Source organism: Deltaproteobacteria bacterium HGW-Deltaproteobacteria-18 (assembly GCA_002841885.1).
In the GTDB taxonomy this organism is placed as follows: domain Bacteria; phylum Desulfobacterota; class Desulfovibrionia; order Desulfovibrionales; family Desulfomicrobiaceae; genus Desulfomicrobium.
Window position 1 is genome coordinate 15,109 of sequence record PHBE01000008.1, and the last position, 26,543, is coordinate 41,651.

Here is a 26,543-nt window from a genome sequence, read left to right on the forward strand (position 1 = left end):
TCAGGATTGGGGCTTCACTGTCACCCCGTTCCAGCGCGAGGCGAAGCGTTCCAGGGCTGACTCCCAGCCTGGTGTACGTTCCCCGAAGGGGATGTAGTCCTGATACCATGAGGCCAGGCTCAGGGGCAGGACATCGGCCAGGGTCAGCTGCGAGATGCGGTTCAGATGCGCGCGGGTGAGGCCTCCGGCGGCGGCCAGTTCCACGCTGCCGGCCGGGCGGAGGCCCATGTCCTCGATCTGCACGGTCAGGGGCAGAGCCGCCAGGCACCGATCTGGGAGGTGGACGCGCAGGGGCGACCCGGCTACCTCCATGGCCGACGCCACGCCCCGGATCATGGCCGGGAGGTATTCCGCCAGAAAGATGCCTCCGAAGCAGCGCAGCCCATGGTCCAGGGTCAGGCTCATGTACGAAGTGAAAAGGCTCGGCACGATGCTTCCGGCGGCCAGGGCGTCGCGCAGGGCCGCAGGCCGCAGGGGAATGCACGTGTCCCCGAATCCGAGGCCGGCTTTGCCCGAAGGCGTCGCGCACAGACGCAGGGGGCAGCGTCGGCCTTTTTCGTCGGCCATCCAGAAGAAAACCGTGCCGGCCCTGCCCGTGCGCCCAAGGGCCAGACCGTTGATGGCCTCGGTTCGCCAGCATCCGCGCACCCCGGCCAGCGTGCCGAGAATCAGGGTGCGTACCTGCGGGTCGAAAAGAATCCGGTGCATCACCGATCCCTCATCCTCCAGATCCTGCCCGAGCAGCCTTGTCACCAGGGCTTCCATCTCCAGATAGATCACCTTGGCGTGCCTGGCCTGGCTGTAGCGCTCTGCGCATAGCGATGCGTTCACGCTGGCGACCTGTGCGCTGAACGTAGGCTGGTCCAGCACGTCGGGGCGCAGTACGTGCCCGTCCATGATGGCGTCCACGGCTTCACGCTCCCAGTGCAGCAGCGGAGGTCGCCCTTTATGCAGCCACAGGGCGCGCATGGCGCGCAGCTGCTTCATCGTCAGGGCGGGTGAACGGCTGGCCATCACGTCCTGCAGGGCACTGGGAAAGAAGGGCAGGTGTACGTGTGCTATACCCTCGGCGTCCCGGCGCGAGAGCATGAGTCCCCGTGGGTAGGTCTGGCTCTGCAGGGAAACGCTGGAGCAGGACAGGACAGGAACGACCGGTCCGATATCTGCTTCCACCGGCTCGGAAGCGAGATCCCCCAGTGCGAAGAAATGGATGGCCTGGACCATCTCCGGAAAGCACTCCACCCCGTGGTAATTGGCGGCCAGTATCGACGAGTTGGCTGAAAGCCGCTGGGCCAGAGCTCCTGCAGCCGCGTCGCCGAGCACCGGAGCGGTCATGGATCGCGCCGCCGCGAGCAGGGCGCTGGAGACGGTTTGCTGCCCAGCTTGGCCGGACGGGTTTTCTGCAAAGCTGGCTGCGATCTGGCCCAGCGGGGCATCGCCCCACTGGCGCAGCAGGGGGGGCAGGTGCGGGAGCTTGGCCCACAGCGGGGCCATCAGGGGAAGGGAGATAAGTTCGTTCATGGCCGTGCGCCCAGTTCCGCGTTCCTTGACGGCTGATGACGGCTGGCCACGGCGAAGGCCAGGCTCATGGCGGCCAGTCCAATGGCCATGACGCCCAGGCCCGCGTTGCGGCCCCAGACGGCAATGATGATACCGAGGCTCACGGGCCCCAAGACCTGTCCGAGCCGTTCGACGACGTTGTATAAGCCCATGGCCCGGGCCGCGCCGTAGCGCTCCGTGGCGGGCAATTCCAAGGCGTAGGCGCCCTGGGCGTTGGAAAGGATGGCGTTGGACAGGCCGAGCAGCGTGACAGCGAGGGTCGCGGCGGCGATGCCGTCCAAAGCCATGAGAGCCCCTACGCTCACGGCTGCGACGAGCCCGGCCAGGGCCAGGTGACGGTATTTGCGGTCCGAACGGTCCACGATGCGACCGAAAAGAGGGCCGAGATAGACGATGACCAGGGGGAAGATCATGGTCACGCGGCCGATGTCGGCCGGACTGGCCCCGCCCTGGTTCAGGGACACGGGCACGAAGAACTGGAAGAGGCACACGGTGACGAACGCGCCAGGTACGATGTTGAGGAACAGCAGCGCGGCCATGCGCGGATCGGTGATGAAGGAGAGGGTCTCGCGCAGTCCCGGCCCGGAATGCGTCAGGGCTGGGCCCTTGCGCTGGGGAGCGTGCTCCCGGGGCAGGGTGCGCCAGAGGACGATGCCGGTCAGAAACATGAGGGCGGCCGCAACCTGGAAGGCCCCCGCATACCCCAGGCGGTCGGCGATGAGGCCGCCGCTGGCGCTGCCGCACAGGGCTCCGGCAAAGAGCCCGGCGAAGACTGCGGCCAGGTTGCCGGCCCGCTGGTCCGGGCGGGAGTGGGCCAGGACAAAGAGTTGGGCGGAGAGATTGAGCAGACCGTATCCGGATCCGGCCAAGCCGCGCGAAGCGATGTAGAGAAAGGGATCCGCGCTCAGGCCGCTGGCCAGATTGCCCAGAGTGACCAAGGATACGCCTGTGAGCAGCAAAGGCCGCCAGCCCGAACGCTCGCTCCAGAAACCGCCGAGCATGATGGCCAGTCCGACCATGAACATCTCAAAAGAGACGGGCAGGCTCATGACCACGTCCGGAGGCAAGCCCAGCAGATCCGGGCTGAGTTCCCCAAGGCGCAGGGGCACGAAGGACAAGGACAGGTCGATGGCGAACATGCAGACGAAGATGATGGGACGCATGAACCCGGCCGAGGTGGACAGGGGCCTGGGGTCATCGAGTCTTCGACGCTCTTCGCGCATGACCAGAAGGTTGACCAGCTCCATCAGGAAGAGAATGGCGACCACGGTCATGGTCAGGGTGTCCAGCGTGATGGCCCTGATGTTCGCGGCCACGGATTTCGAGGACATGAGCACGCGCACAACGCCCGCCTTGAAGGGGACGTCGGTGGTCAGGGCTGTTTCTTCCACGCGCAGCCAGTCCGCGTCATTCATGCCGCCCCGGGCATCGGCCGCATGGAGGCGGGTTTTGTCCGCGTTGAGGATGGCCAGCCCCTGGGCTTCGGGCAGAAGTCGCTGCAGGCTTGCCAGGTGCTCCGTGATAGGGGGAAGCTGGTTCAGGCTCAGGCCCAGGTCCAGCAGGTGATCGAGTTCACCTCCAAGATGTCGTCCCAGCTGTTCCGCAACGTTGTCCAGGTGGCTCTCGTTCATGTCTCGCAGCGGGGCCAGCATGGCTGCGGCGAAAAGGAGCTGCCCCGCCACCAGAGGCAGGACGAGGCTCGCGTAGATGCGTTTTTTCGGGAAGGCGCCTCCCGGCAAGGGCGCAGTCCGAACCGTCAGGGCCAGGACGGTCAGGAGCAGGGCCGCCGCAGCGGTAATGCCGCCCAGGAGGCGGACATTGTCCCGCAGCACACTCCAGACCTGTTCCGAGCGCCGCTGGTCATCCATGCCCAGGACTACGTGACCCACGGCGCGTCCTTCACGGTCTTTCAGTGGACTGGCCAGCCAGAGGCTTCCGTCTTTTGAGAATTCGACGATGTCGCCGCGCACGGTGTCATGTTCCGCCGGAAGATGGAAAACGCTGTTTCGGGGGCGTCCCCATCCTTCCAGTACTCGACCGCCGGCCCCCAGAACGAGCAGGGTGTCCGAGGCCGTATCCTTATAGGCGGTCAGAATCTGGCCGAGGCGCTGGACGCGCTCCGGTGTCTTGCCCAGGCGGGTCATGAGTCCGAGGCGGTGTCCCAGCTCTTCGCATGTCAGGGCCTGCACGGCCAGCATGGGTTTGACGTATTGTTTGTGCAAGGCCGAGAGGACCAGCACGCCGTATAGCACTTGGGCGCACAGCAGCGCGGCCAGGCCGCCGAGCAAAAATGGCAGCCGACTCCGACGTTGTGCGATGGAGCCGGGTCTGGGACCGGGGGCTGTGCTCATCGGGCCAGGTCAGGGATCTGCTGATGGATTTCGTCGACGGCGGCCAGGATTTCGAAGGGCGGATTCCAGCCGATGAGCATGGCCATCTTCAGATTGATGGCCAGACCCAGCGGGCCTTCGAAGATCTGGTTCACATCGCGCGGCTTGGTGCCGTCAAGAACTTTGGCCACGGCATTGGCCTCAAAGAGCCCCACGTCGTCGAAGTTCGTCTGGGCCAGGCTCATGAGCACGCCGAGTCTGGTCTCGCCTGGCCCGCTTTGGGAAAAGGAGGGGATGCCGGCGGCGATGATGGGCTGCAGCAGTTCTCTGATGCGGTGGCCTTGCATGCCCGTGTTGACGGTCAGGTAGATGGCGTCGCACCGTGTGCTCAGGCTCTCCACGCAGCTCCGCAGGTTTTCAAAGGACTGGTCCAGATCCGGGAGGTTCAGCGTGGTGGTACAGGATACCAGTTCGATGCCCAGTTCCCGCGCGGCTTTCTCCACGGCGGGAATCCCGCTGGAACTGCGGCCGTCGGGGGTGTCCTCGTAGACCACGCCCATGCGCCGGAACTTGAACACGTCGTGGAAAATGGCCACCTGCCGTTCGTAGCGCCCCGGTTCGACCTGGGCGTGGACGTGGTCCAGCCCCGAATCTTCGGCCGAAGCGACGATGCCGGCGTCTACGGCGTCGGTCACGGACATGGAGAAGGTCGGCACCGAGTGTTCGCCTGTGGCCATGTCCTGCCCGGCCCATGTCCCAAAGGCCAAGATGATGTCCACATCACCGCGCTCGTGGATGCGGCGCAGGATGTCGGCCTTGTAGGACGCGCGCAGCTTTTCGTCCCAGTTGGCGCTGTAGTAGCCGTCGGCCAGGAATTCCAGCCTGTCGCCGCCGGCGTTGGCGCACAGCCAATCCCACATTTCCCGCGTGCTTTCGGAGTTTGCGGGTACGGGGACGTCGCCGTTCGCGATGAGCCCCAGCTTGGCCAGTCCATGCACTGTGCCGGCGAATATCTGCTGGTAGTCGGTGTAAGGGCCTCCCTCGACATAGATGACGCGCCATTTTTTCTGGGGATTGGTGGATGCGTCAGCGGACTGCTCGGCCCACGCACGCACAAAGCTCCCTGTCATCAGGATGAAGACCGCGCTCAGCAGAAGGACAGCGGCAAATCCGAAAAGTCGCGGCCAGGGTGATTTTTGACTCGTGGCGACAGACACGGTTGTCTTGGACAGAGAGGGCAGGGGCATGTCTGTTTCCTGGGTTGCATGTGACATGAGCGAAATGCGCTTGAACGAACGGGTCTATGGAGTGCGTCCTGACTACGGGGCTGTCTACGGCAACCTGGGGCCGGGGATCAAGCAGCTTTCCTTGATAAAATCGGAAAGTCCCGGCAAAGCGGGACTTTCCGAGGAGTCTGATGGGCCCGATCAGTTCGGACAGGAGCTGAAGAGTGCGTCCCAGTCGTCGAGTCTGACCACAGGATCGTCGCTGCCGGCACCCTGAATCGTGAAGTCGAGGGACAGGTTGCTCCCAACCTGCTCATTTCCGTCAACGTCGTTGACTTTTTGCGTATTGGTTTCGCAGTGCACGGCCACGCTGTCGCCATGGGTTATTACGGAGAGCATCATTGATGCAGGCTGGCCGGTGTCCGGAGAAACCGCGTTTTGCACATTGCCCCCATGCATGCTGAAGTCCATGAACAGCGGGCTCAGGCCCGGATCCCTCATGCAAGCCTGGCTCATCATGCCCATGAGGCCCTGGTGAGCCACGCGGGCGATCTGCTGAGCCGTGGACAACCCTCCTGCTGCGTCGATGAAGGCCTGGAGGGCCTCACGCTTGGCAGTTTCGGAAATGCCGGTGCCCTGACCCCCGAAGCGTTGACCGTTGACCGAGATGCTGTTTCGGAAAAAATCCTTCACGAACTGTTCATCCAGTCCGGCCGGCTCGCCTTTTCGTGGCGTGCGGACGTCATGGCCCAGTTCCGTGGCGAAGAATCGGCTGATCTGTTCGTGATCGACCTGGCCGCGCGCAATGCCCTGCATGTGGTCGCCCAGGGCGACAATACCCTGGCCGATGAGTGGGCGTATTGTATCAAGGCGCATCAGTCCGACTTGTTGCCCGCCTTGCAGGATTTGCCGGGCATGCTCCTGGTTTGCGCTTGTTTGCGCGGTGCTCAGAAACGCGTCGCTACCGGCCCTGATCAGGATTGGTTTGATCAGAATCATGGCCTGTTGGGTCGCTCGGGGAAGATTTTCATCGGGCAACCCTACTTGACCGCATAGTCCTAGATAGGCGTGGTTGATTTTATGGGCGATCTGCGAGGCGGAGTTGCGGGCGGTTGGGTTCATGGGGCCGAGATTCTCTCCACCAAAGGCCATGACATCGTTGATTGCGGCCATGGCCTCCCTGCATTGGGGTGCGGTCAGAAGATCCCGCAATTGCGCACGCTGGTCGGGAGTGAGGCTCGCGGTAACCTGCTCCAGGGCCGTTCTGATCATGGCGCTGGTTTCATCTCCGCCTCCGGCCCGATCCAGTCGAGTTCCGATCTTGCCGAGCTGCTGGACAAAGGACTCGACCTTGTCCGGAGTGAAATGATCCCGGTCGGGTATTGTCAACAGGGAATTCACCGCCGCGCGCATGGCTCCGTTGATGGCCTGTTGCGGGGCTGGTCCTGCCAGTTCGTCCTGGCTCAATACGATTTCGTTGCCGATGCGCACGTCGAGGTGATCGAAACGCGTGCTCAGTTCGTTGCTCAGGCGTTGCATGGTTTCGCGCGTGGGCTGGTCCAGATCCTGCCTGGCCAGGGCCTCGTTCAGATTGGCGACCATGACTCGAATACCCTGGGAAGTGGCCAGAGGGTCATTTTGGCGCAGGATGCCGGCGATTTCTGCTTTCCCCGACCTGTCCAGGCCTTTCAGGATGGCCTTGAAATCCTTGGCCACGTCGCCGGGGATGCGTTCCTTGCGGGAATCCTTGGCATTGGGAAACAGGAGGCCCCCGGAAATGCCACGCAGCACGGTGCGGAAAAAGCCCGTGGCATGGCCCAGAAACTGGCCGATGTCGCCAAAACGCGCAGGCCTGTCGGGGCGCATGTTCGGATCGCGGTTGGGTGTCCAGCGCGAGGACAGGCGGCAGCCGTGCTCCTCGGTCTTGAGAAAGAGACGGTCTTCGCCCATGCCTTGCACTCCGGCGTTGATGCCGCCATAGAGCAGGGTGGCCTTGCCGTAGGGCAGCGTCACGTTGCCGCGCACGTCTATGCCGCGATGGCTGCCTCCGGGGGCCTGCTGGAAGCCCTCTATGTGAGATGAAGGCCGCTGATAGACTTCGGGGCTGGAATCCAGAAAATCGCGCAGGCGATGGTTGGGGTCGGAAATATTGAATGCGCCTTCGCTGAAACCGTCGCCTTTCTCCATGCCCTTGGCCAGGAGAAAGGTCATGAGGTCGCGCACGTCTTCCATGCTGGCCGGCCCCTGGAGCGTGCCGTTGCTCACGCCCGCCCAGACCCGGTGCCCGCTGTCGACCCGTTCCTGCAGGACACGCGGCATGTCGCGCACCGCGTCCCGGCGTTGATTTTTGGGCAGGGCGTTGATTTCATGCTCGACCATCTTGCCGTCAAGCTGAACGGTCTGTCCGCTGGGGGGGATGGTCACGCCAATGGTTTTCGGCATGCTGCCCTGAGGGGGCAGGGTGCGCTGCCATTGCGCGGTTGCTTGCTGTAGCGCCTGGGTCGAGGTTGATATGGTGGGGCCAAGGGATCTCAAGGGCTGCTGTCCGGTGACCTGGCGTCCCTGCTGCTGTGTCTGGGCGATCTGGGCCGGCTGGACGCCTTGGGGGGCATGTGCGGCTTGCGGCACGCCCTGGCCGGTTTGCTGTAGCTGATCAGGGCCCTGATTGATGGGTTGGGTCTGGGATCCAACGACAAAATGTGACATACTAAGCTCCTTTCTGTTCACGCCAGCTTGGCCGATGGATCAAACGCGAAGCATCGCTTCGGCCGCGGACACGTGGGCTGTCTCGCCAACTCCTGATACAGATGCGGAGAGCTTGTCCCGCCAGTAACGGGCCGCGCCGATGAGGGCGGACAGAGGTTCCTCGATCCAGGCCGGCTCGTCCACAGGCAGGGGGAAATGCTGGTGCAGGGCGACCAGCCCCTCTTCCGAGTCAATGCCGAGGGTGCCGCCGGCGGTGTAGGCCCCCATGTAATTCCCGCACATCATCTCATACAGCAGATTGGAGTCTGACTGATTTATGCGGCCGAGGTAGAGGGTGACAACCAGCATCTTTTCAGCCTCGAGCACACAGAAGAGGCAGACGATGTCATCTTCAATGGTGAGGGATGCCACTCCGTTTTCATCGAGCTTGAGTCCGTCGCCGCTGATGGCCGTGTTGATGTAGTCCATGATGGCCTGTGCGTTGTGCATGATATCCATGTGCGCCTCTCGTTTTTGTCTGTTAAAATTTGTGAGTGATTATATTATTTTTTTGTTTAGCAAATGTCGCTCCACATTGCACTATTCGCAATGGCTCTATTTTTCATTCTTTTTTTTTTCGAAGCTATGCTGGCGCCAATTTATTTGGCGCTGGATGCATGGTTTGTAGGTAACTTAGTAGTCAATTTCAACGCGTGTTGCCTACAAAGTTTTCGGAATAATCAAGATGGTCCTTCCGGGATAACTGTGGGGAATTGACTTCAATAATCCCTAGACGTAAATTTGCACCGAATCGTTGAGTTCCGCCGATGGCGGAAGCGGGGGACCCAATTCATTGGGGCGAATCGCAAACGCGTAGGGCACCTTTCGGCCCGAGCCCGTCAGCTAACCTCGTAAACGTCGAAGGGAGACCTCCATCAGAATGGGGCCTTCCCGTCCCCGCATGTCTGACGCTATTTGGAGGTCTGCTTTATGCATTGTAGCGCTTTAAAAGAGTGCTTCGAATCTGTTGTTCATCGCGACACAGGTTCAATCTCAACAAAATCCCAAACCGCTTCGCTTGCTCTTGCCGCTTTAGGGATCGTCTATGGCGACATTGGCACAAGTCCCCTTTATACAATCAAGGAATGTTTCCACGGCATACATGCTGTTGACGTCACGCAGACCAACGTTCTTGGTGTGCTGTCCATGGTTTTCTGGTCGCTCATGATCGTGGTCAGCCTCAAGTACGTGGTTTTCATCCTGCGTGCCGACAACAAGGGCGAGGGGGGGATATTTGCCTTGCTGGCAATGCTGCGTTCCAGTCCTGCGAGCGCTGGAGGCTACTGGCAGATTACGTTGCTCATGGCTGCTTTCGGGGCCGCTCTTCTTTACAGCGACGGTGTAATAACTCCTGCCATCTCTGTGCTTTCCGCCATTGAAGGACTGGAGGTGGCGACAGCCGCAGCCGAAGATTATGTCGCACCCATGACCTGCGTGGTGATGTTTGGACTCTTCATATCCCAGAAGCACGGCACGGCTGCCATCGGCCGGGTGTTCGGTCCGGTGATGATTTTATGGTTTCTGGTGATCGGGTGCCTTGGCTTCAAGGAAATAATCTCCGAGCCAATGATCCTCTCTGCGCTCAATCCTGTCTGGGCTGTGCGTTTTTTTTCCATTAATCACTTGCATGGAATTGTGGTGCTCGGGTCTGTGGTCCTGTGCATCACAGGAGGCGAAGCACTCTACGCGGACATGGGACATTTCGGTCGTCTTCCCATACGAATTTCTTGGTACTGCGTAGTGCTGCCGGGGCTTGTGCTCAACTACTTCGGGCAGGGGGCGCTCCTCCTGGATCACCCTGAAATGGCCTTCACTCCCTTCTACGCCCTCGTACCCAAGAGTATGCTGTATCCGATGGTCATCCTGTCCACGGCGGCCACCATCATAGCCTCTCAGGCCATGATCTCCGGAGTCTATTCATTGACGCAGCAGGCTATGCAGCTTGGTTTCACGCCGCGTATGCGTATCGTACACACATCATGTCACGCCAAAGGTCAAATCTACCTGCCCACTATCAATTGGATGCTTATGCTGGCTTGCATCGGATTGGTACTTGTCTTTCAAGAATCGAGCAGACTTGCGGCCGCATACGGCATCGCCGTCACCGCCACCATGGCGATCACATCCATTCTCTATTTTGAAGTGTCGCGCATCAAATGGAGGTGGACAATCTGGAAGGCGCTACCGCTTCTGATGCTTTTTTTATTTTTTGACGTCGCATTTCTCAGCGCGAACCTCTTAAAGGTCGTGGACGGTGGCTGGTTCACTTTGAGTCTGGCACTGGCCATTCTGCTTGTAATGGTCACTTGGCGCGACGGGCGAGCCATACTGGCCAAATATTACGGTCATATGCGCATACCAATTCTTATCTTTTTAAGCGATATTGCCGAGTACAATCCTAATCGCATCTCTGGAACCGCGGTGTTCATGTCCATCTCGCCTGAGGGCGTGCCGCATACGTTGCTGCATTACTTTAAACACAATGAAGCACTGCATGAATGCATTGTGATGCTTTCCATTTTGGCGGACGAATCTCCGTTTGTATCCCCAGAAGATAGAATGACCATCGAGGATCTGGGTCAGGGCTTCCATAGGGTTGTCGCCCGTTATGGCTATATGGAATCTCCGCACGTTCCGAATGTTCTGGGACTTGTCACAGAAAAAGGACTGCCTGTGGATGTGTACTCCGTCTCATTCTTCCTTGGCCGTGAGACACTTCTGGCCACTGGGGATGCTCCCATGGCCCGATGGAGGAAGGTGCTCTTCGCCTTTATGTCGCGCAACGCCTGGAACGCCACATCGTTCTTCAATATTCCTCCCGAACGCGTAATTGAATTGGGAAAGCAGGTCGAACTATGAAAAAAGATTTCATAATCGATTCAAAATGAAAACAGTCAAGTATTGCCGATTTAGCGCTGCATTGCCATTTTGGATTGCTTCCATTTCTCGTAACTTAGCTAGAATGGCCGAATTCGTTCAGTCCAGATTTCAAACAAGCAGCATACTATAAACAGTATGGATTTTTGGCAGTGACAAAGCAAATCGCCATTTGGGAGTGGCCTGCTATCCTTTTTTATTGCAAAACGACAGCACCACCGCCGGGAGGACGATCATATCCCCAATCCAGGCCGTTATCATGATCGCCGCACTTAAAAACCCGAAGCTCATGGTCGGCACGAAATTGCTGAACATGAGCACGCTGAATCCGATGAAGAGGATTACCGAGGATGAACAAATACCCAGGCCTTTGTCCATGGTGACGCGTCTCAATGTTTCTGCGATTGGCATTTTCTCGGCACGTCTCAGGTTGTACTCGGTGAGGAAATGAATGGTGTCATCCACAGCGATACCCAGGCCGATCACGGAAATCAGGGCGGTGGATGTATTTAAAGGGATTCCCAAGGCGCCCATTATCCCAAAGTTCAAGATAATTGGAACCATGTTCGGGATAAGGCTCAGAAAACCTATGGCAAGCGAACGCATAGCGAGAAACATGATCAGCGAAATCACCCCTGCGGCCATTGTCAGGCTCTGTATCTGCCCCTGGACCAGGGCGTCGATGGTGTTCACATCCTGGACGGCCCTGCCAGTGACCCTAATCTGCAGGCCATTGTTTTCGTTTTGTTCGATGAAAGTTCGCAGTGCTGTGATGATTCTGGCTTGGCCTGCGGAATTGTGTTCGGAAATGCGGATCAAAATCCGGGCATGGTTGAAATCCGTGGTGACAAAATCATTCAGATCATCGGAGTCATAGAGCAGCAGGTATTGGGAGATCAGTTCCCGGCTGTCGGGGATGCGGTAGAATTCCTGATTTTCATCATGAAAGGATTTGTTCATGTCCTTCAAAAAATCCACAACGGATATGGACCTGTCCACGCTTGGCAGGGTCTTGGCAAATGATTGCACGCGTTCGATAACGGCGAGATTCGCCGGGTCGCGGAAAGCGTCCCGTTCCTGGGTTTTGAGGGATACGTCCACAGTGCCCACGCCGCTCAGTCGCGATTCAACGTGTTCCAATTCACGCCGAAGTGAACTGGAAGGTTTGAAGTATTCAAGGAGGTTGGTTTCCACTTTAATCGTGGATGCGGCCCCCAGTGCACCCAAGAGCAACAATGCGGTAACTATGGAAATACGCCGTGGATAGCTGTGCACAAAATTTGAGAGACCTTTCAGAAAAGCGTTCAAACTCTGCCCCTGGCTGTCATGTATGAAGATTTTTTCGGGCTTGCACAGGAGCAGCAGGGGCGGCAGCAGCATGAAGGAGAAAAAGAACTCGAAGACCATTCCCAGCGAAGCCACATAGCCAAATTCCTTGATTGGCGGAATATCACTCACAACAAGGGACACAAAGCCCACTGCGGTCGTCAGGCTGGTCAGGAAACAAGGGACGAGCACCCGTTTCAGAACAGCCTGCAATGCTTCGGCGGGACTTTGGGTTTGAGCAAGCAGGTTTTTTTCCAGGTGGGAGAAAATGTGGACAGTGTCGGTGAGTGCCAGGGCCATGACCAGGGGTGGGACGATTGCGGTCACGTTGTTCAGGGTGGTGCCAAGCAAAGGGAACAGCCCCATCGTCGTGCCGGTGCAGATGGAAATGTTGACCAGGGCCAGCAGCGTCAGGCGCTGGTTGCGAAAGGTCAGCCAGATGGTCAGGATGATGAACAGGTACGTCAAGGGAATGAACGTGGCCACATCCGAGTTCATGAACTGGCTGAGGCTGAAATTGGTCATTGTCCAACCGGCCAGATGGAATTGATCGACAAAGTCCTTGTGAATGTGCAGCACCGTCTTGGTTTGCTCCAAAAGACGCTTGCGAAAGCTTACGTCCTCGGTCCCGTGCGTTTTGGGAGAGACCACGATGGCCGCGGTGTTCCCATCCGCTGAGATGAGGTTGCCGACATACAGGGGATTGCTCACGGCCTGTTGCCTGAGGACTTTCAATTCAGTGTCATTATCGGGGATGTGTTCGAGAAAAGGCCGCACCTCGAAATATTCCTCGGCGCCGTGAATGTAATCCACATTGGCGAGGCTCTGCACTTCCTCGACTTCTGGAATGGCTTCCAGTTCTTTCGTGATGGTTGCAATCATGCGCAAGACGGGAGGCGTGAACATCTCCGGGCTGGAAAAAGCGATCACAAAGAACTCATCGTCCCCGAAGGTGTCCTTGATGGTTTTGTAAAAGGCGACATCAGGATCGTCTTCGATGGTGAAATAGTCCACATTGTCCACGGTTTGGACATAAGGCAATTGGAGCAGAAACGGAAAGGACAACAACCAGGAGAGGGCCAGACACAAGTGATGGCGACGGGTGACGAGGTGTGAAATACTGAAAATCATGGGTGGTAATCCATCGATTTCAACGGTTCTCGCGGAGCGTTTGTCAGAACCTGATAGAGAGATCCGGGGTATTTTTTTGCTACAATGACAAATTGGCAAAAAATACCAGTTTTGCACAGAAAAATAATCGGATGTCCTCAACATCCATGGTTGGTGTTTATCATGGCAAATCTTTTCATCGCGCCGGAAATCAGGCCTTACAGTCAGTGGACTGTAAGGCCTTTACATTTTGTTTGGGGTTGCTAAACCAATCAAAAGACCTGGTGTCCCATGTAAAAATCGTGTTTAAAAAAAATCATAAGTAAATTACTGTTTAATAAATTATTCAAAAAGCGTCACTAAATCGATATGAGCAATTTTGAATAATTTTATAATAAAATTATTTCGCCACTATATTTTGCATTATCGTTACGAATAATAACAAAAACAAATTATATTATTAATTTTTCATTTTGTTCGTTTTTTCTACAATATCAGCTGGCTTTTCCTCGTTCGATGATGCATCGCTTATGCCTTTTTTGAAATTTATAATAGCTCTTCCCATATTAGATCCGATCTGTGGAAGGTTTTTTCCTCCGAATACAATAAGTGCAATTACAAGCACTACAAGCATTTCTTGAACACCGATTCCAAACATAATATCTCCTTTTAAATACAAAGACATGATTTTTTGAAAATAAACGCTCAATTTAATGTTTAAACATGAAGTTTAGTCCATCAGGATTGTCATCATAAGAACTTCTGCCTTGCTAAGGCATCAGTGCTTTGCCTGCCTGCATGGCCAATTCGTAAACAGGGGTCGGGAGAATACCGAGCAACAGGATTATGGCCGCGAATATCGTGCCCAGAACCAGGCCGCCTTCCTTGGCCGGAGTGGGCGTGGGCGGCGCTTCGTGGGTGTACGCGTGACGCACCAGACTGAGATAAAAGTAGATGGAGATGGCGGTGTTCAACGCCGCGATGATGACCAGCCAGTCATAGCCGTGTCCCCAGGCCGAGGTCAGCAGGAAGAGCTTGCCCATGAATCCGGCCGTTGGCGGCAAGCCGACCAGCGAAAAGGCGGCCACGGCCAAAACGAACGCCAAGACCGGGCTGCGTTGATGCAGCCCGTCCAGGTCCGAGTACAGCATGTTCCGGCCATCCCTGGACAGGTGGCAGACCACCCAGAAGCATGTCAGGTTCATGAGGACATAAACTAGTGCATAAAACGTTGCCGAGGCCAGTCCTGCCGCCGTACCCGCGACCAGACCGATGACGACGTATCCGGCATGGGCGATGGAGGAATAGCCGAGCATGCGTTTCACGTCATCCTGGACAAGGGCCGACAGGTTTCCAAAGGTCATGGATACGGCGGCGAGGATGGCCAGGATGGTCATGCCCGGTTGTCCGGGTACCAACAGGGAGGCCAACCGGACCAAGATGACCACGGCTCCGAGCTTGGGCAGGGTCGCGGCGTATGCGGCTGTCTCGTTGCTTGCGCCCTGGTACACGTCTGGACACCAGAAGTGGAAAGGAAACAGGGCCAATTTGTACATGAACCCGGCCAGGAACATGAGAAGACCGATGAGCGCGCCGGGATTGGTCGCGAAATCCCATTCCCTGGTGGTCAGTTCAGCAAGGAACGTGGTGTGCTGGGCGGCGGTGATATACGCAAAACCATACAGGGACACCGCCGTGGCGGCCGCACCAAAGAGCACATACTTGATCCCGGCCTCTGCCGCCTGCTTGTCTCCGGCCCGCAGGGGGACCAGGGCGTAGAGGGCGTAGGAGGATATCTCCAGTGCGATGTAGATTGTCATCAATTCCACGGAGCTGGCCAGCAGCATGAGCCCCCAGGCGGATATGCACAGCAGGAGATAATAGTCCGTGCGCATGGGTTCTTTGAGGGTGGCCTGGCCTTTCGCATTGGCCACGGCCATGAACAGCCCTGCGGCCACGGCCAGCTTGATGAATTGCGAAAGCGCATCGGTCTGGTATGTATTGCCGAACAACAGGCCCGTTTGGCCGAGACTTGTTCCCGTTGCGGCGAGAAGTCCAAGACAGGCCCAGGGCAGCCACTTGGCTGCCAAATCCTGGCCCGGCCTTGCTATGACCTGGATAAAAAGGATGACAATGAGCCCAAGCAACAGGGCTTCAGGTAGAAGCGTGAGCATCATGGACGTGCCTCCTTGCCGATGAGTGCCAGGTATTGAGTCAGACCGGCGGGCGCGTCGTGCTTTGCGATGGCCGTGGTCTTGGCCGTGAACTCTTTGAGCAGGTTGTCAATGGACGGATCCATGACACTCAGCGTCAAGGTCGGAGCCAGGCCGATATAGAAGACAAAGACCGCCAGTGGAGTCAGGTAGATCCATTCCCTCCGGCTTAAGTCAGCGAACTTCGCCCCGCAGCTTGGCTGGCCCCAGGCCAGTTTCTGCAGGAGGCGAAGCATGTAGGCGGCGGCCAGCATGGCGCCCGGAATGGCCAGACCGCCAACCAGGAGGCTGTCCTGAAAAGCGCCTACGAGAACCAGGGCCTCACCCACAAAGGAGTTGGTGCCCGGAAACCCGAGTGATGAGAGGGCGAAAAGTCCGAAGAAGAACATGTAGGCCGGCAGGAATTTGCCAAGGCCCATGTTGTCCGTGATCTCGCGACTGTGACTGCGTTCATAGGCGGCGCCCACGAGCATGAAGAGTCCGCCGGTGGTGATGCCGTGGTTGAGCATCTGCATGATGGCCCCTTCCACTCCACGCTGGCTGAAGAGGAAGATGCCCAGGGTGACAAAGCCCATGTGTCCCACGGAGGAGTAGGCGATGAGCTTTTTCATGTCCTTCTGGCCCAAAGCGATGACGCCGCCATAGAGAATGGAGGCGATGGACAGCGTGATCATGAGCGGGGCGAAGGTCACGCAGGCATTCGGGGCCAGCGGTATGCAAAAACGCAGAAAGCCGTAGGTGCCCATCTTGAGCAGCACCGAGGCCAGCAGCACGGAACCGGCCGTGGGCGCTTCCACGTGTGCGGCCGGAAGCCATGTGTGGAAGGGGAACATGGGGCACTTGATGGCGAAGGCCAGCGCCATGGCCAAAAAGGTCCAGAATTGCAATTCAGGGCTGAAGGTCTTGGTCATCAGTTCCGGGATGGAGAAAGTTCCTCCCGCGACGTAGAAGGCGATGATGGCAACCAGGAGCAGGGTGGAACCGGCAAGCGTGTAGAGGAAGAATTTGATGGATGCGTAGCGCTTGTTCGGCCCGCCCCAGACCGCGATGAGCAGGTACATGGGCACGAGCATGGCTTCCCAGAAGAGGTAGAAAAGCACGAAGTCCAACGCCACGAAAACGCCGACACAGGCCGAGGTCATGAGCAAGAGAACGATATGGAATTCTTTGATCCGTTTGGAGATGTAGTTCCACGAGCAGAGTACGCACAGGGGCAGCAAGGCCACGGTCAGGAGGACCATGAGCAGGCTGATGCCGTCCACGCCGAGGGAATAGGTCAGGCCCCATTGGGGCACCCATGACGCCTTCTCGACGAACTGGAAAGCGCCCGAGGAAAGGTCGAAGTCCAGCAGCGGCAGAGCCAGCGCAATTTCGACAATACCCGCGATCAGAGTCAGTTTGCGGATGAGATCGACGTTCTTCACCGCCAGGATGACCGCAGTTGCGCCCAGGGGGAAGAAGATGAGCACGCTGAGGATCGGAAAGGATGATGCAGTCATAATACCTGTCCTTAGTTCGAAGTTAGCGAAGCAGGGTGAAAAGCATCACCACGGCGCTGATGCCAAATGCCAGAATCACCGTGCCGCCAATATAGTCCTGAAGCTTGCCGTTGACTGTTGAAGCTGTGCGACGGCCAATGCCGCGCATGCCCATGGCGCTTCCGTCCAGAATGCCGTCGATCACGAGTTTGTCACAATAGTTGGCTTCCCTGGCCCGATTCAGAAGACCAGATATGCCGACCCTGCGATAGACCTCGCTCCACCAGGTATCGACGAGAGCGAACGGGTAATGGCAGATGATCAGAAAAATCCGACCGGCCCAGATGTAGAAGAATTCGAAGTCCAGATTTTGCTTGGCTGCCGGAGTAAGCCGGGGGACCATCAACGCAAAGCCGAATCCTGTGAAGCCGAGCAGAATGGATATCTGCAGCACATGCCAAGGGGTGTAGGGCGCATAATCCACTTTGAAGGGCAGCAGCGAGTAGAGCAGGCCGGGCTGGATGCCGATGATGAAGCATAATGCAGCGCCCATGCCCATGGCCACATACATGTTGGCAGGTATGGGAGTGATGGGCCGGGTCATGTCGTCCGGCTTGGCGTAAAAGGCGAAGTAGGGAAGCTTCAGCCCGACGGACAGGAAGGTTCCAATGGAGGCCAGTTCCAGGCCCAGAGCCAGCCAGGTGCGGTGCGCCTCGGCGGCCCCGGCGATGACCATGGTCTTGGACACGAAGCCTGAGAAGAGCGGCATGCCCGAGATGGACACGGCCGCGACCATGTAAAGCACAAAGACCCAGGGCAGACGGCGGACCAGACCGCCGAGCTCCGAGAGTTTGGCGGTGCCCGTGGCGTAGAGGATCGCGCCCGTGGTCATGAACAGGAGGCCCTTGTAGATGATGTGTGCGTAGGCATGGGCGCAGGCGCCATTCAGGGTCAGCTGGGAGGCGATGCCGATGCCGGCGACCATGTATCCGACCTGGGAGACGATGTGGTAGGACAGAATGCGCCGGGCGTTGTTCTCGATGGTGGCGTAACAGACGCCATAGACGGCCATGATGGTGCCGCCGATGGCCAGCACCTCGAAGCCCGAGAATCCGCGCAGGAGAACATACACGGCCGTTTTGGTGGTGTAGGCGGACATGAAGACCGCGCCGGTGATGGTCGCCCGGGGGTACGCGTCGGGCAGCCATGCGTGCAGGGGAACTACGGCGGCGTTGACGCAGAATCCGGTCAGGATCAGGTAGTCGTACCATTGGGCCGAGGCCGGGATGATGGCTTCAAAGGCGAAGCTGCCGGTGGCCTTGTAGCGGATGAGCATTCCAGCCAAGAGCAAAAGGCCGCCCAGGGTGTGAAACAGGAAGTAGCGGAAGCCCGCGGCCGTGGAGCGTGGCGCGCGATTGAGCCAGATGAGCATGGTCGAGGCGATGCTCATCAGTTCCCAAAAGAGGAACAGGGTCAGGTAGTCCCCGGCAAAAACGCAGCCGAAGCCGCCGGCCACGTAAAGGTTGGCGGACACGTGCTGGGCCCGGTCCTTCAAGTGCATGGCGTAGATGAAGCCGATGACCGCCTGGATGGCGAAGACATGGGCAAAGACGATGGACAGGGTGTCGACCCGGCCCGTGGTCAGGACCTGGCCGAGATAGCTGATCAGCCCGTGCACGCCGTCCGACATGGTCAGGACAGAGCCCACGGCCACCAGGGCCGGGAGAGGCAGAAACCAGCGGTATTTGTCCGTCCTGATGAACGGAATGAGCAGCGCCGCCAGCAGGAATGGAATTGAAGGATGCAGGAAACTAGCGGTCATAGTAGCCCTCCTTTTTGCCCAGAATGGTGTGGGCCGCACCTTTACAGATGCGCACCATGAGCACCGTGGCGATCAGGGCGAAGACAGCCCAATAACCCGGCTTTCCTTCGCCCGGAAAATGGGGAGTGTGGGGATAAATGAGGACGTTCAGGCCTACGAGAAGGATCATGATGGCGTACATGACCTTTTTCCAAAAGCCGAGGTTTTGACGGGCCTTGCCCAGAAGTTCGCCAAGCGTGCTTGTTTCCATGGCTACCCTCGAAATCCCGTGAAAATGTTGATGAAACCGAAGAAGAGTTCTGGATAGAAGCCCAGCAGCACGCTGATGCAGGCCGTGATGGTCAGGGGAATGACCATGGTCATGGGGGCTTCGGAGTAGTGGTCGTAGTCCACCGTCGGGTCGGGGGCCATGAAGAAAGCCCTGTAGATGATTGGCGTGAAGTATCCGGCATTGAGGATCGTGCTGCCGAGAAGCGCGCAGAGTATGATGATCTGGTGAGCCTGCATGGCCCCGTTGATCAGATACCATTTGGACACGAATCCGCAGACCGGCGGCATGCCGATCATGGAGAGGGCGGCCAGGGAGAACATGGCGAAGGTGATGGGCATCTTGCGCCCGAATCCGCCCATGAGGCTGATCTTCTTGTTGTGCGTGGCCACATAGATGGCTCCGGCCGCGAAGAAGAGGGTGATCTTGGAGAACGCGTGGTGCGCGATGTGAGCCAGACCGCCGGTGACTGCGTCGGGTGTGAGCATGGTCACGCCGATGATCACGTAGGAGAGCTGGCTGACCGTGGAATAGGCCAGCCGGGCCTTGAGGTCGTCCTTGGTCAGGGCGATGATGGACGCCACCACGATGGTGAATGCGGCCAGATAGGCCGTGGGAATGCCCAGGTTCAGGTTGTTCATGGTTTCAAGGCCGAATCCGGACAGGATGATCCGGCTGACCGAGAACACGCCCGCCTTGACCACGGCCACCGCATGCAGGAGGGCCGAAACCGGAGTCGGCGCGACCATGGCCGAGGGCAGCCAGTTGTGAAAGGGCATCAGCGCCGCTTTGGCCAGACCGGCGATATAGAGCACGTAGGTCAGCTGCACCATGAAGGGATCGGCGTCGGCGGGGAAGATGCCCTTGACCACGTCGCCGAGTTGGAAATCGAGGGTGCCGCAGAGCACGTAGGTCAGCACCATGGCCGGAAGCAGGAAGAGCTTTGAGGTACCCATAAGGTAGACCATGTACTTGCGCGCGCCGCTGAATCCCTCTTCATCCTGATGATGCGCGACCAGCGGGTACGTGAAGATGGAGATGATCTCGTAGAACAGGTAGAGTGTGAAAATGTTCGCGCTCATGGCCACGCCCACAGCCCCGAAGATGGCGATGGCAAAGCAGAAGTAGTAGCGGGTCTGGGCGTGTTCATTCAGGCCGCGCATGTAACCGACGTTGTAGCTCGTGGCCAGAAACCACAGGAAGCTTGCCACGATCCCGAAGATCATGGTCAGTCCGTCGGCGCAGATTTTTACGGTGATGCCGGGCAGGATGGTGAACAGTGTGTACGTGTTGATTTCACCGCGGAGAACTCCGGGTGTTATCCAGAGCATGAAGAGGAAGGTCAGGGCCGCGGAGATGAAGGAGACTGCTTCACGGGTGTTGGGGGTGCTACGGAATATCCAGATACCCAAAGGGGCGAGGCCGGTGATGATGAGGGGGAGAAGGAGCGTTGCGTTTTCCATTTAGTCCCTCAGCGTTGCGATGGTATCGGTTTCCACGGAGCCGAAGCGCCGCAGGACAACCAGGATGATGGCCAGAACAAGGGTCGCCTCGGCGGCGGCCAGTCCCATGATCAAAAGCGAGGAGAGCTGTCCGAGAACATCGTCCGCTGCGGTCAGTTTGGCCGAGGCGACGATGGAAAGGCCCGCACCATTCAAGAGCAGTTCCACGCTGATGAGCATGCCCACGAGGTTTTTGCGTTGGACCAGACCGAAAAAACCCAATCCAAGCAGCACGAGCCCCGCCAGATGAAAGAGGAAGAGTGAGCTCATGCTTCCTCCCGTCGTTTGAATCCAAGCAGCACCGCCCCGGCCATGGCCACCAGCAGCACCACGGAAATGAGTTCAAAAGCGAGGCCATAGGTGCCCAGCAGCCCCAGGCCTAGTTCCATTATGCCGGTTTCGTCGGGCACGGCCACGGTCTGCTTGAAGGCCTTGAAACAAATCACTCCCAAGAGCGCCACCGGTGCCGCCGCAGCCAGGATGGCCATAGGCCTGCGCGTGGAAGGCGTCTGCTCCTCGCCTCCAGCGGGAGGCCGGGTGAGCAAGATGGCGAAGAAGATGAGGACGCTGATGGCACCGACGTAGATGAGCAGTTGCATGAGGCCGACGAAAGGGGCGTTCAGCAGGAAGTACATGCCTGCGACCCCGAACATGGCTGTTACCAAGCCGACCAGGGCCCGGACCAGATTTGTATTGGTCACGGCCACGAAGCCGCCGATGGCAATGATGGCCAGATTGAGGGCGTAGGCGAAAAGTGCGAGTTTTTCCATGATCAGTCCGCCTCGTTGGTGGTTGTGAATTTTCTGGAGCGCAATCGGGCCAGAAGATCGAAATGAAAGTCCTGGCGGGAAAATCCGGCGAGGTTGATGTTTTGGGAAAAACGGATGGCATCAGCCGGGCACGAGGATACGCACTGTCCACACAGCGAGCAGAGGGTGAAATCCAGTTGAAAGAGCTCCGGGTCCTTGGGTGCCTTGGGCTTGATGCCTTGCTCGGTCTCTTCGGGAGTGGGCGCCGGAGCCTTTTTCTTGCTCACCGTGATGCAGTTCGAGGGACACGCCTTGGCGCATGTGCCGCAGGAGATGCAGCGCGGGGTAAGCTTATCGCTGTCCTCGGGCACAAGTTCGATATGCCCGCGGAAGGTGGCCAGATTGGTCACTTCCTGGCGAGGATAGTGAATGGTCACGTTGGGTTTCAGAAAATACTTGCCGGTGATGTTCAGGCCTACGATCAGCGACCACATTCCCCTGGCTGCGTTTGTTATGTCTTTAAGTCTGTACACTTACGCCTCCTGGAGCTTGATGATGATGGTGACGTACACGAGATTCAGCAGCGCCAAGGGCACGAGCCATCTCCAGCACAGATTGAGAAGCTGATCGAAACGTACGCGCGGATATGTCCAACGGATCTGGATGATCAGGAAGATGAGCGCGTACATCTTGAGCAAAAACCACCACCAGCCGGGAGCACCAGGGCCGTTCCAGCCGCCCAGGAAGAGGACCGTGGCCACGGAGCAGGCCACGATCATGTTCGCGTATTCGGCCATGAAGAAGAGGCCAAAACCCATGCCCGAGTATTCGGTGTGGAATCCGGCGGTCAGTTCGCTTTCGGCCTCAGGCAGATCGAAGGGGGCGCGGTTGGTTTCGGCCAGGGCGCAGATGAAGTAGATGATGAATCCGAGCGGGTTGAGCAGCACATTCCACTGCCAGGGCCATGGGCCTTGACCTTCTGTGATCGTCGCCAGATTGAGGCTGCCAGTCATGAAGGCTACGGAGAGGACGGCCAGCAACAGCGGGATTTCATAGGCCACATTTTGGGCCACGGCTCGGGCTGCGCCAAGAAGGCCCCATTTGTTGTTGGAACCCCATCCGGCCAGACAAATGGATAGAACGCCCAGGCCCGCGAAGGCCAGGATAAGCACCATCCCGAGATTGAGGTCCAGAGCTATCAGGTCTGGACCGAAGGGGATGGGGAAAACGCACAGGGCCACAGGCATGAAACAGAGAATCGGGGCCAGCCAGAAGATGACCGGATCCGCATCACGCGGCGTGGTGAGCTGTTTGCCCATGAGTTTGAGGCCATCGGCCAGAGGTTGCAGGATTCCATGGGGGCCGACTTCGTAGGGTCCGGGACGGCGTTGGACATGGCCGGCGATTTTACGTTCGGCGTAGACCAGGGCCAGGGCGTTCAGGGCCACGAAGCCCAGAATGCCAACCAGGGCAATGAGAATGCGGAGCAGTTGCGGGTCTATCATCGGTCAATCTCCGGGATGACAAGGTCCAGGCTGCCCAGGATGGACACGGCGTCCGCCAGAAGCGTGCCTTGGCTCAATTCGCCGAAAAGACTCAGATTGGAGAAACTCGGTGCGCGCAGTTTGATTCGATAGGGGCTGCCTCCGCCATCGCTTTGCAGGTAGCATCCGATTTTTCCTCGTGCTCCCTCCACCGCGAAATACACTTCGCCAGCCGGAATTTTTGGTTTTTTGGGCATCTTGGCCTGGATTTCGCCTTCGGGAATCTGCACAAGCGCCTGTTCGATAATATAGAGGCTCTGCTCCAGTTCCTGCATGCGCACCAGATAACGTCCCAGCGCGTCGGTACGGTCACTCGTCGGGACAATGAAATCCAGTTCCGGATACACCGAATATGGCTCGGCCCGACGCACGTCGTAGGCTACGCCGCTGCCGCGCAAAACCGGACCTGTGACGCCGTAGCGTACCGCCATGTCTTTGGAGATGTTGCCGATATCTTCCACGCGTCCGAGCAGGATGAAGTTGTCCGTGACCAGGGATTTGTACATGGGCAGGCGTTCGCGCAGGCGCTCGATGAAGCGCTTAATGCGAACTTTGAGCGCTTCGTCCATGTCCGCCACGACGCCACCAAAGGTGAAGGAGGCGTAGGTCAGCCGCGAACCGGTCATGTCCTGCATGATGTCGAGGAGCTCTTCGCGGTCGTCGAATGCGTACAGGATGGGGGTGAAGGCTCCCAGATCCAGCAGGTACGCTCCCCACCACAACAGATGGGAGGAGATGCGGTTCAGTTCGCAGGTGATGACCCGCAGGTATTCCGCGCGGTGAGAGGGTGGGGTACCGCCCAGTTTCTCCACGGCGCCGACGAAGGCCCAGTTCCAGGCCAGGGCGTGGAGGTAATCAACCCGGCCCATGTTGGTGATGAACTGGGCGTAGGTTTTCACTTCGGCCATTTTTTCGTGCATGCGGTGGATGTAGCCCAGAACCGGATCGGCGCGCAGAATGTATTCGCCGTCGATTTCCAGCATGACGCGCAGCACTCCATGCGTGGATGGATGCTGCGGACCCATGTTCATGATGAGCGTGTTTTCCTGTTTTCCCTGCTCAAAATACTGCGTGTAGAATCCTCGCTCGGCTATCTGTTCCTTGGTGAACATCATGCCTCCTCCTTCTCGATTGCCGGGGCTGAGGCCCAGGGAAAGAGGGTGGCCAAGGCAACCTTGCTGTTCTCGGCTTTCTTGAGCGGAGGTACTTCCACGTCTGGCGGCAGCAGCAGAGGAAGCAGGTTCGGATGCCCGGTGAAAACCGTGCCGAAGAAATCGAAGCATTCCCGCTCGTGCCAATCGGCTCCGGCATGGATGTCCGAGACCGTCTCAATGGAATTGGTCGTGGTCACAGTCATGACGCAGAGCCGTCCCGGCGCATCGAAGTGGTCATAATGGTAGAGCACCAGCGTGCCTTCCTGGACTTCGCTGACGCTGACGTCTTCGAGATGGTATCCTTTTTCCCGGCAAAGGCTGGCTGCCTGACGGACATGTTCTGGAGCCACGAGGACAGAAAAGGTCAGGCCGGATTTTTGATGGTCTTGAGCGGTGGCGAAAAGGTGGGGAAGAGTGGCGAGAAAATGTCCGCTCATGGTTCGATCCCTCCCAACGCCTCGGGCCACCAGCGTTTACCGGTGATCTTTTCCTGGAGCAGGAACAACCCTTCCAGAAGTCCCTCGGGCCGCGGCGGACAGCCAGGCACATAAATGTCGACGGGGATGAGCATGTCCACACCTTCGACGACGTTGTAGTTGTGTTCGCCTGCAAAAGGGCCGCCGGAGATGGCGCAGTTGCCCATGGCGATAACGTACTTGGGTGCGGGCATCTGTTCGTACAAACGGACCAGGGCCGGGGCCATCTTGTGGGTCACGGTACCGGCAACGATCATCAGATCCGATTGGCGAGGGGATGGCCTGAATACTTCAGCTCCGAAACGGGAAATGTCGAAGCGGGCCATACCAGCGGCCATCATTTCAATGGCGCAGCAGGCCAGACCGAAGGTCATGGGCCACAGCGACATGGCCCTGCAAAGATCCAACACCTGTTGCGCAGGCTTGAGATTGACCAGGGGCGGCTCAAATCCTCTTACTGCCGACTGGGTACGCGAATTCGTCTGGGCCATGAGAACACTCCTTTGCTGGAAAAGTAAAAAATCGCGATAAATAGTACGGCGAGGAAGACGAGGACCTGCCAGAACGCAGACCAGCCGACAGTCTTGGAATATGCGGCGGCAACCGGGAACAGGTAGAGAACGTCCACGTCGAACGCGAGAAAGATGAGTGCATAGAAATAAAAGGTCAGTCCGAACTGGACCCATGCCTGGCGTCCGTGGGTCGGGATGCCGCATTCATAGGACTCGGAAAAGGCTCCCCCTTTGGATTTTGGAGCGAGAACGAGCGAAACGACTAGTGGCCCGACTGCGAAAGCCAATCCTGCCATCAGAAACGCGAGAATAGAAAAATTCATCCAACTGAAGACCATACGCACCACCCAATTTAAGTAAAAAGGTGAATGAAAGATCAGTCAAATATACGAATATGTGTAGATGCAACGGGAATACAGCTGCCTACAGTGTTGAAAAATTCGAGATGTCCGGGGGAGAGAAGGGAGAGTAGATTTATTGGTCTGGATGACCGCCGCTGCGCATGTGCAGTGGCCTCAATTCTTGGAATGATAGAGGACTGATTGTTGTGATAGAAATGGAGGTGCTATTCAAAGCTGTGGGATAAAGCGAACGGGTTGAGGATTTCTTACAGACAGTGTCTGAGTCGTGATGAACTTGCGATTTTTCTCTCAAGAAGTAACACATGACGGCAACCTCCCTAATAGCTCAGTGAATAAACTGGAAGGCCCCACACATGATGGAGTTCTCCCTTCGACATTTACGAGGTTAGCTGACGGGCTCGGGCCGAAAGGTGCCCTACGCGTTTGCGATTCGCCCCAATGAGTTGGGTCCCCCGCTTCCGCTCTCAGCGGAACTCAACGTTATTAATGCAAAAATAATTTTTGTGTTTTTTATTGTCAAGCAGTATTTCTTCATAGAAATAAAATTTATTTTCAAATTAAAAAAATTGAAAAAAATTAAATGTATAAATTATCAAAATTATGAATTTTTTTTCGTAACAAAAAATATTTCGTTCATATTTTTATATGAACGAAAATTAATTATAGTTTATTTAAAAAATACAAGAATCAATAATTTCGTTATTTAATTTTGTATATATAAAAACATTTATTTATATTCAAAAAACATTTTTTTTTCGAATAAAATATGAAAGATACTTCCTAAGAAGATTTTCGCTTAAATTATATATTTTGTATTGTTTGGTATTTAAATCACTTTGCCCTAAGTTTTTGTTTTATTTATACGTTGATAGTCGCGACAAAATAATGCGTTTAATTTCAGTTAAGTAGATTAAAGAGTTGGATGTTAATACTTTTAAAAACAAAAAAGTAATGAAACGTCATTTCCGAGTTTGATAAAGTATTTACTGTGAATAACATTTTTTGAATGTACATGATTAGTCTCTCATTAATTCGATATATAATTTTACTTGCGGGAGAGATCTTCACCCGCAATTAAAATTATCGAAATACAACAATGTGTTTGAGCTAGTAGGCTAATATGATTCAAAAAACCAAAGCAATAAAAAAATAATTCCCGTAATAGAAAAATATTTTAATATTATTAGGATGCTTTCAGTAGAAGTGTATGTTTTCGGAGAATAGTCGATTTCTGATTGTGGCGAATCGGACTTGACGCAATCGTGGTGCAAATTTGGATTTACCATAAA

The 26,543-nt window shown here is 56.9% G+C and carries 21 protein-coding genes; 1 reads left to right on the forward strand and 20 read right to left on the reverse strand.

All coding sequences use genetic code 11. The features are described 5' to 3' along the window. The 5 genes from CVU60_08735 to CVU60_08755 form a co-directional block, all read right to left on the reverse strand. Entirely contained in the window at positions 1-1,521 is a 1,521-nt protein-coding gene (locus tag CVU60_08735; protein PKN41835.1) for an ATP-binding protein, read from the reverse strand. Continuing rightward, entirely contained in the window at positions 1,518-3,848 is a 2,331-nt protein-coding gene (locus tag CVU60_08740) for an MFS transporter (GenBank protein ID PKN41836.1), read from the reverse strand. Before CVU60_08740 ends, CVU60_08735 begins: the two co-directional genes overlap by 4 nt. A gap of 59 nt (positions 3,849-3,907) precedes the next feature. Beyond that, entirely contained in the window at positions 3,908-5,137 is a 1,230-nt protein-coding gene (locus CVU60_08745; protein PKN41837.1) for an ABC transporter substrate-binding protein, read from the reverse strand. A gap of 180 nt (positions 5,138-5,317) precedes the next feature. Further along, entirely contained in the window at positions 5,318-7,822 is a 2,505-nt protein-coding gene (locus CVU60_08750; GenBank protein PKN41838.1) for a hypothetical protein, read from the reverse strand. Positions 7,823-7,861: 39 nt separating this feature from the next. Beyond that, positions 7,862-8,320 carry a hypothetical protein gene (locus tag CVU60_08755; protein ID PKN41839.1) on the reverse strand — a complete coding sequence of 153 codons (459 nt, stop codon included), beginning with the start codon at positions 8,318-8,320 and terminating at the stop codon, positions 7,862-7,864. Positions 8,321-8,791: 471 nt separating this feature from the next. Between CVU60_08755 and trkD the strand changes: the two genes are divergently transcribed. Continuing rightward, positions 8,792-10,720, forward strand: a complete 1,929-nt coding sequence (gene trkD, locus CVU60_08760; protein ID PKN41840.1) for a potassium transporter Kup — start codon at positions 8,792-8,794, stop codon at positions 10,718-10,720. Positions 10,721-10,924: 204 nt separating this feature from the next. On the opposite strand, the gene CVU60_08765 is transcribed toward trkD, so the two are convergent. From CVU60_08765 to CVU60_08835, 15 genes are all read right to left on the reverse strand, one after another. Then, complete coding sequence (locus CVU60_08765; GenBank protein ID PKN41928.1) at positions 10,925-13,192, reverse strand: RND transporter; 2,268 nt, start codon at positions 13,190-13,192, stop codon at positions 10,925-10,927. 442 nt (positions 13,193-13,634) lie between these two features. Next, positions 13,635-13,832: a twin-arginine translocase TatA/TatE family subunit gene (locus tag CVU60_08770; protein ID PKN41841.1), complete on the reverse strand. Its 198-nt coding sequence runs from the start codon at positions 13,830-13,832 to the stop codon at positions 13,635-13,637. 112 nt (positions 13,833-13,944) lie between these two features. Next, positions 13,945-15,351, reverse strand: coding sequence for an NADH-quinone oxidoreductase subunit N (locus CVU60_08775; protein ID PKN41842.1), 1,407 nt, complete (start codon positions 15,349-15,351; stop codon positions 13,945-13,947). Next, entirely contained in the window at positions 15,348-16,886 is a 1,539-nt protein-coding gene (locus CVU60_08780; protein ID PKN41843.1) for an NADH-quinone oxidoreductase subunit M, read from the reverse strand. Before CVU60_08780 ends, CVU60_08775 begins: the two co-directional genes overlap by 4 nt. Before the next feature lie 22 nt (positions 16,887-16,908). Next, positions 16,909-18,687: a Na(+)/H(+) antiporter subunit D gene (locus tag CVU60_08785; protein PKN41844.1), complete on the reverse strand. Its 1,779-nt coding sequence runs from the start codon at positions 18,685-18,687 to the stop codon at positions 16,909-16,911. Then, complete coding sequence (locus tag CVU60_08790; GenBank protein ID PKN41845.1) at positions 18,677-18,937, reverse strand: hypothetical protein; 261 nt, start codon at positions 18,935-18,937, stop codon at positions 18,677-18,679. The genes CVU60_08785 and CVU60_08790 overlap by 11 nt, the downstream gene beginning before the upstream one ends. Before the next feature lie 2 nt (positions 18,938-18,939). Beyond that, a complete protein-coding gene (locus tag CVU60_08795; protein PKN41846.1) occupies positions 18,940-20,418 on the reverse strand; it encodes a cation:proton antiporter in 1,479 nt (492 codons plus the stop codon). Next, on the reverse strand, positions 20,419-20,727 hold the full coding sequence (locus CVU60_08800) for an NADH-quinone oxidoreductase subunit NuoK (GenBank protein ID PKN41847.1): 309 nt from the start codon (positions 20,725-20,727) through the stop codon (positions 20,419-20,421). Continuing rightward, positions 20,724-21,227: an NADH-quinone oxidoreductase subunit J gene (locus tag CVU60_08805; GenBank protein ID PKN41848.1), complete on the reverse strand. Its 504-nt coding sequence runs from the start codon at positions 21,225-21,227 to the stop codon at positions 20,724-20,726. The genes CVU60_08800 and CVU60_08805 overlap by 4 nt, the downstream gene beginning before the upstream one ends. A 2-nt stretch (positions 21,228-21,229) precedes the next feature. Continuing rightward, entirely contained in the window at positions 21,230-21,700 is a 471-nt protein-coding gene (locus CVU60_08810) for a [Fe-S]-binding protein (GenBank protein PKN41849.1), read from the reverse strand. Positions 21,701-21,739: 39 nt separating this feature from the next. Continuing rightward, on the reverse strand, positions 21,740-22,711 hold the full coding sequence (locus CVU60_08815; protein ID PKN41850.1) for an NADH-quinone oxidoreductase subunit NuoH: 972 nt from the start codon (positions 22,709-22,711) through the stop codon (positions 21,740-21,742). Further along, the gene (locus CVU60_08820) at positions 22,708-23,865 is read right to left on the reverse strand and encodes an NADH-quinone oxidoreductase subunit NuoD (GenBank protein ID PKN41851.1); all 1,158 of its coding nucleotides are present in this window, start codon (positions 23,863-23,865) and stop codon (positions 22,708-22,710) included. Before CVU60_08820 ends, CVU60_08815 begins: the two co-directional genes overlap by 4 nt. Continuing rightward, entirely contained in the window at positions 23,862-24,341 is a 480-nt protein-coding gene (locus CVU60_08825) for a hypothetical protein (protein PKN41852.1), read from the reverse strand. The genes CVU60_08820 and CVU60_08825 overlap by 4 nt, the downstream gene beginning before the upstream one ends. Continuing rightward, positions 24,338-24,871 (reverse strand): NADH-quinone oxidoreductase subunit B, encoded by a 534-nt coding sequence (locus CVU60_08830; protein ID PKN41853.1) that lies wholly within the window; start codon positions 24,869-24,871, stop codon positions 24,338-24,340. The genes CVU60_08825 and CVU60_08830 overlap by 4 nt, the downstream gene beginning before the upstream one ends. After that, on the reverse strand, positions 24,835-25,230 hold the full coding sequence (locus CVU60_08835; protein ID PKN41854.1) for an NADH-quinone oxidoreductase subunit A: 396 nt from the start codon (positions 25,228-25,230) through the stop codon (positions 24,835-24,837). The genes CVU60_08830 and CVU60_08835 overlap by 37 nt, the downstream gene beginning before the upstream one ends. Positions 25,231-26,543 lie beyond the last annotated feature (1,313 nt).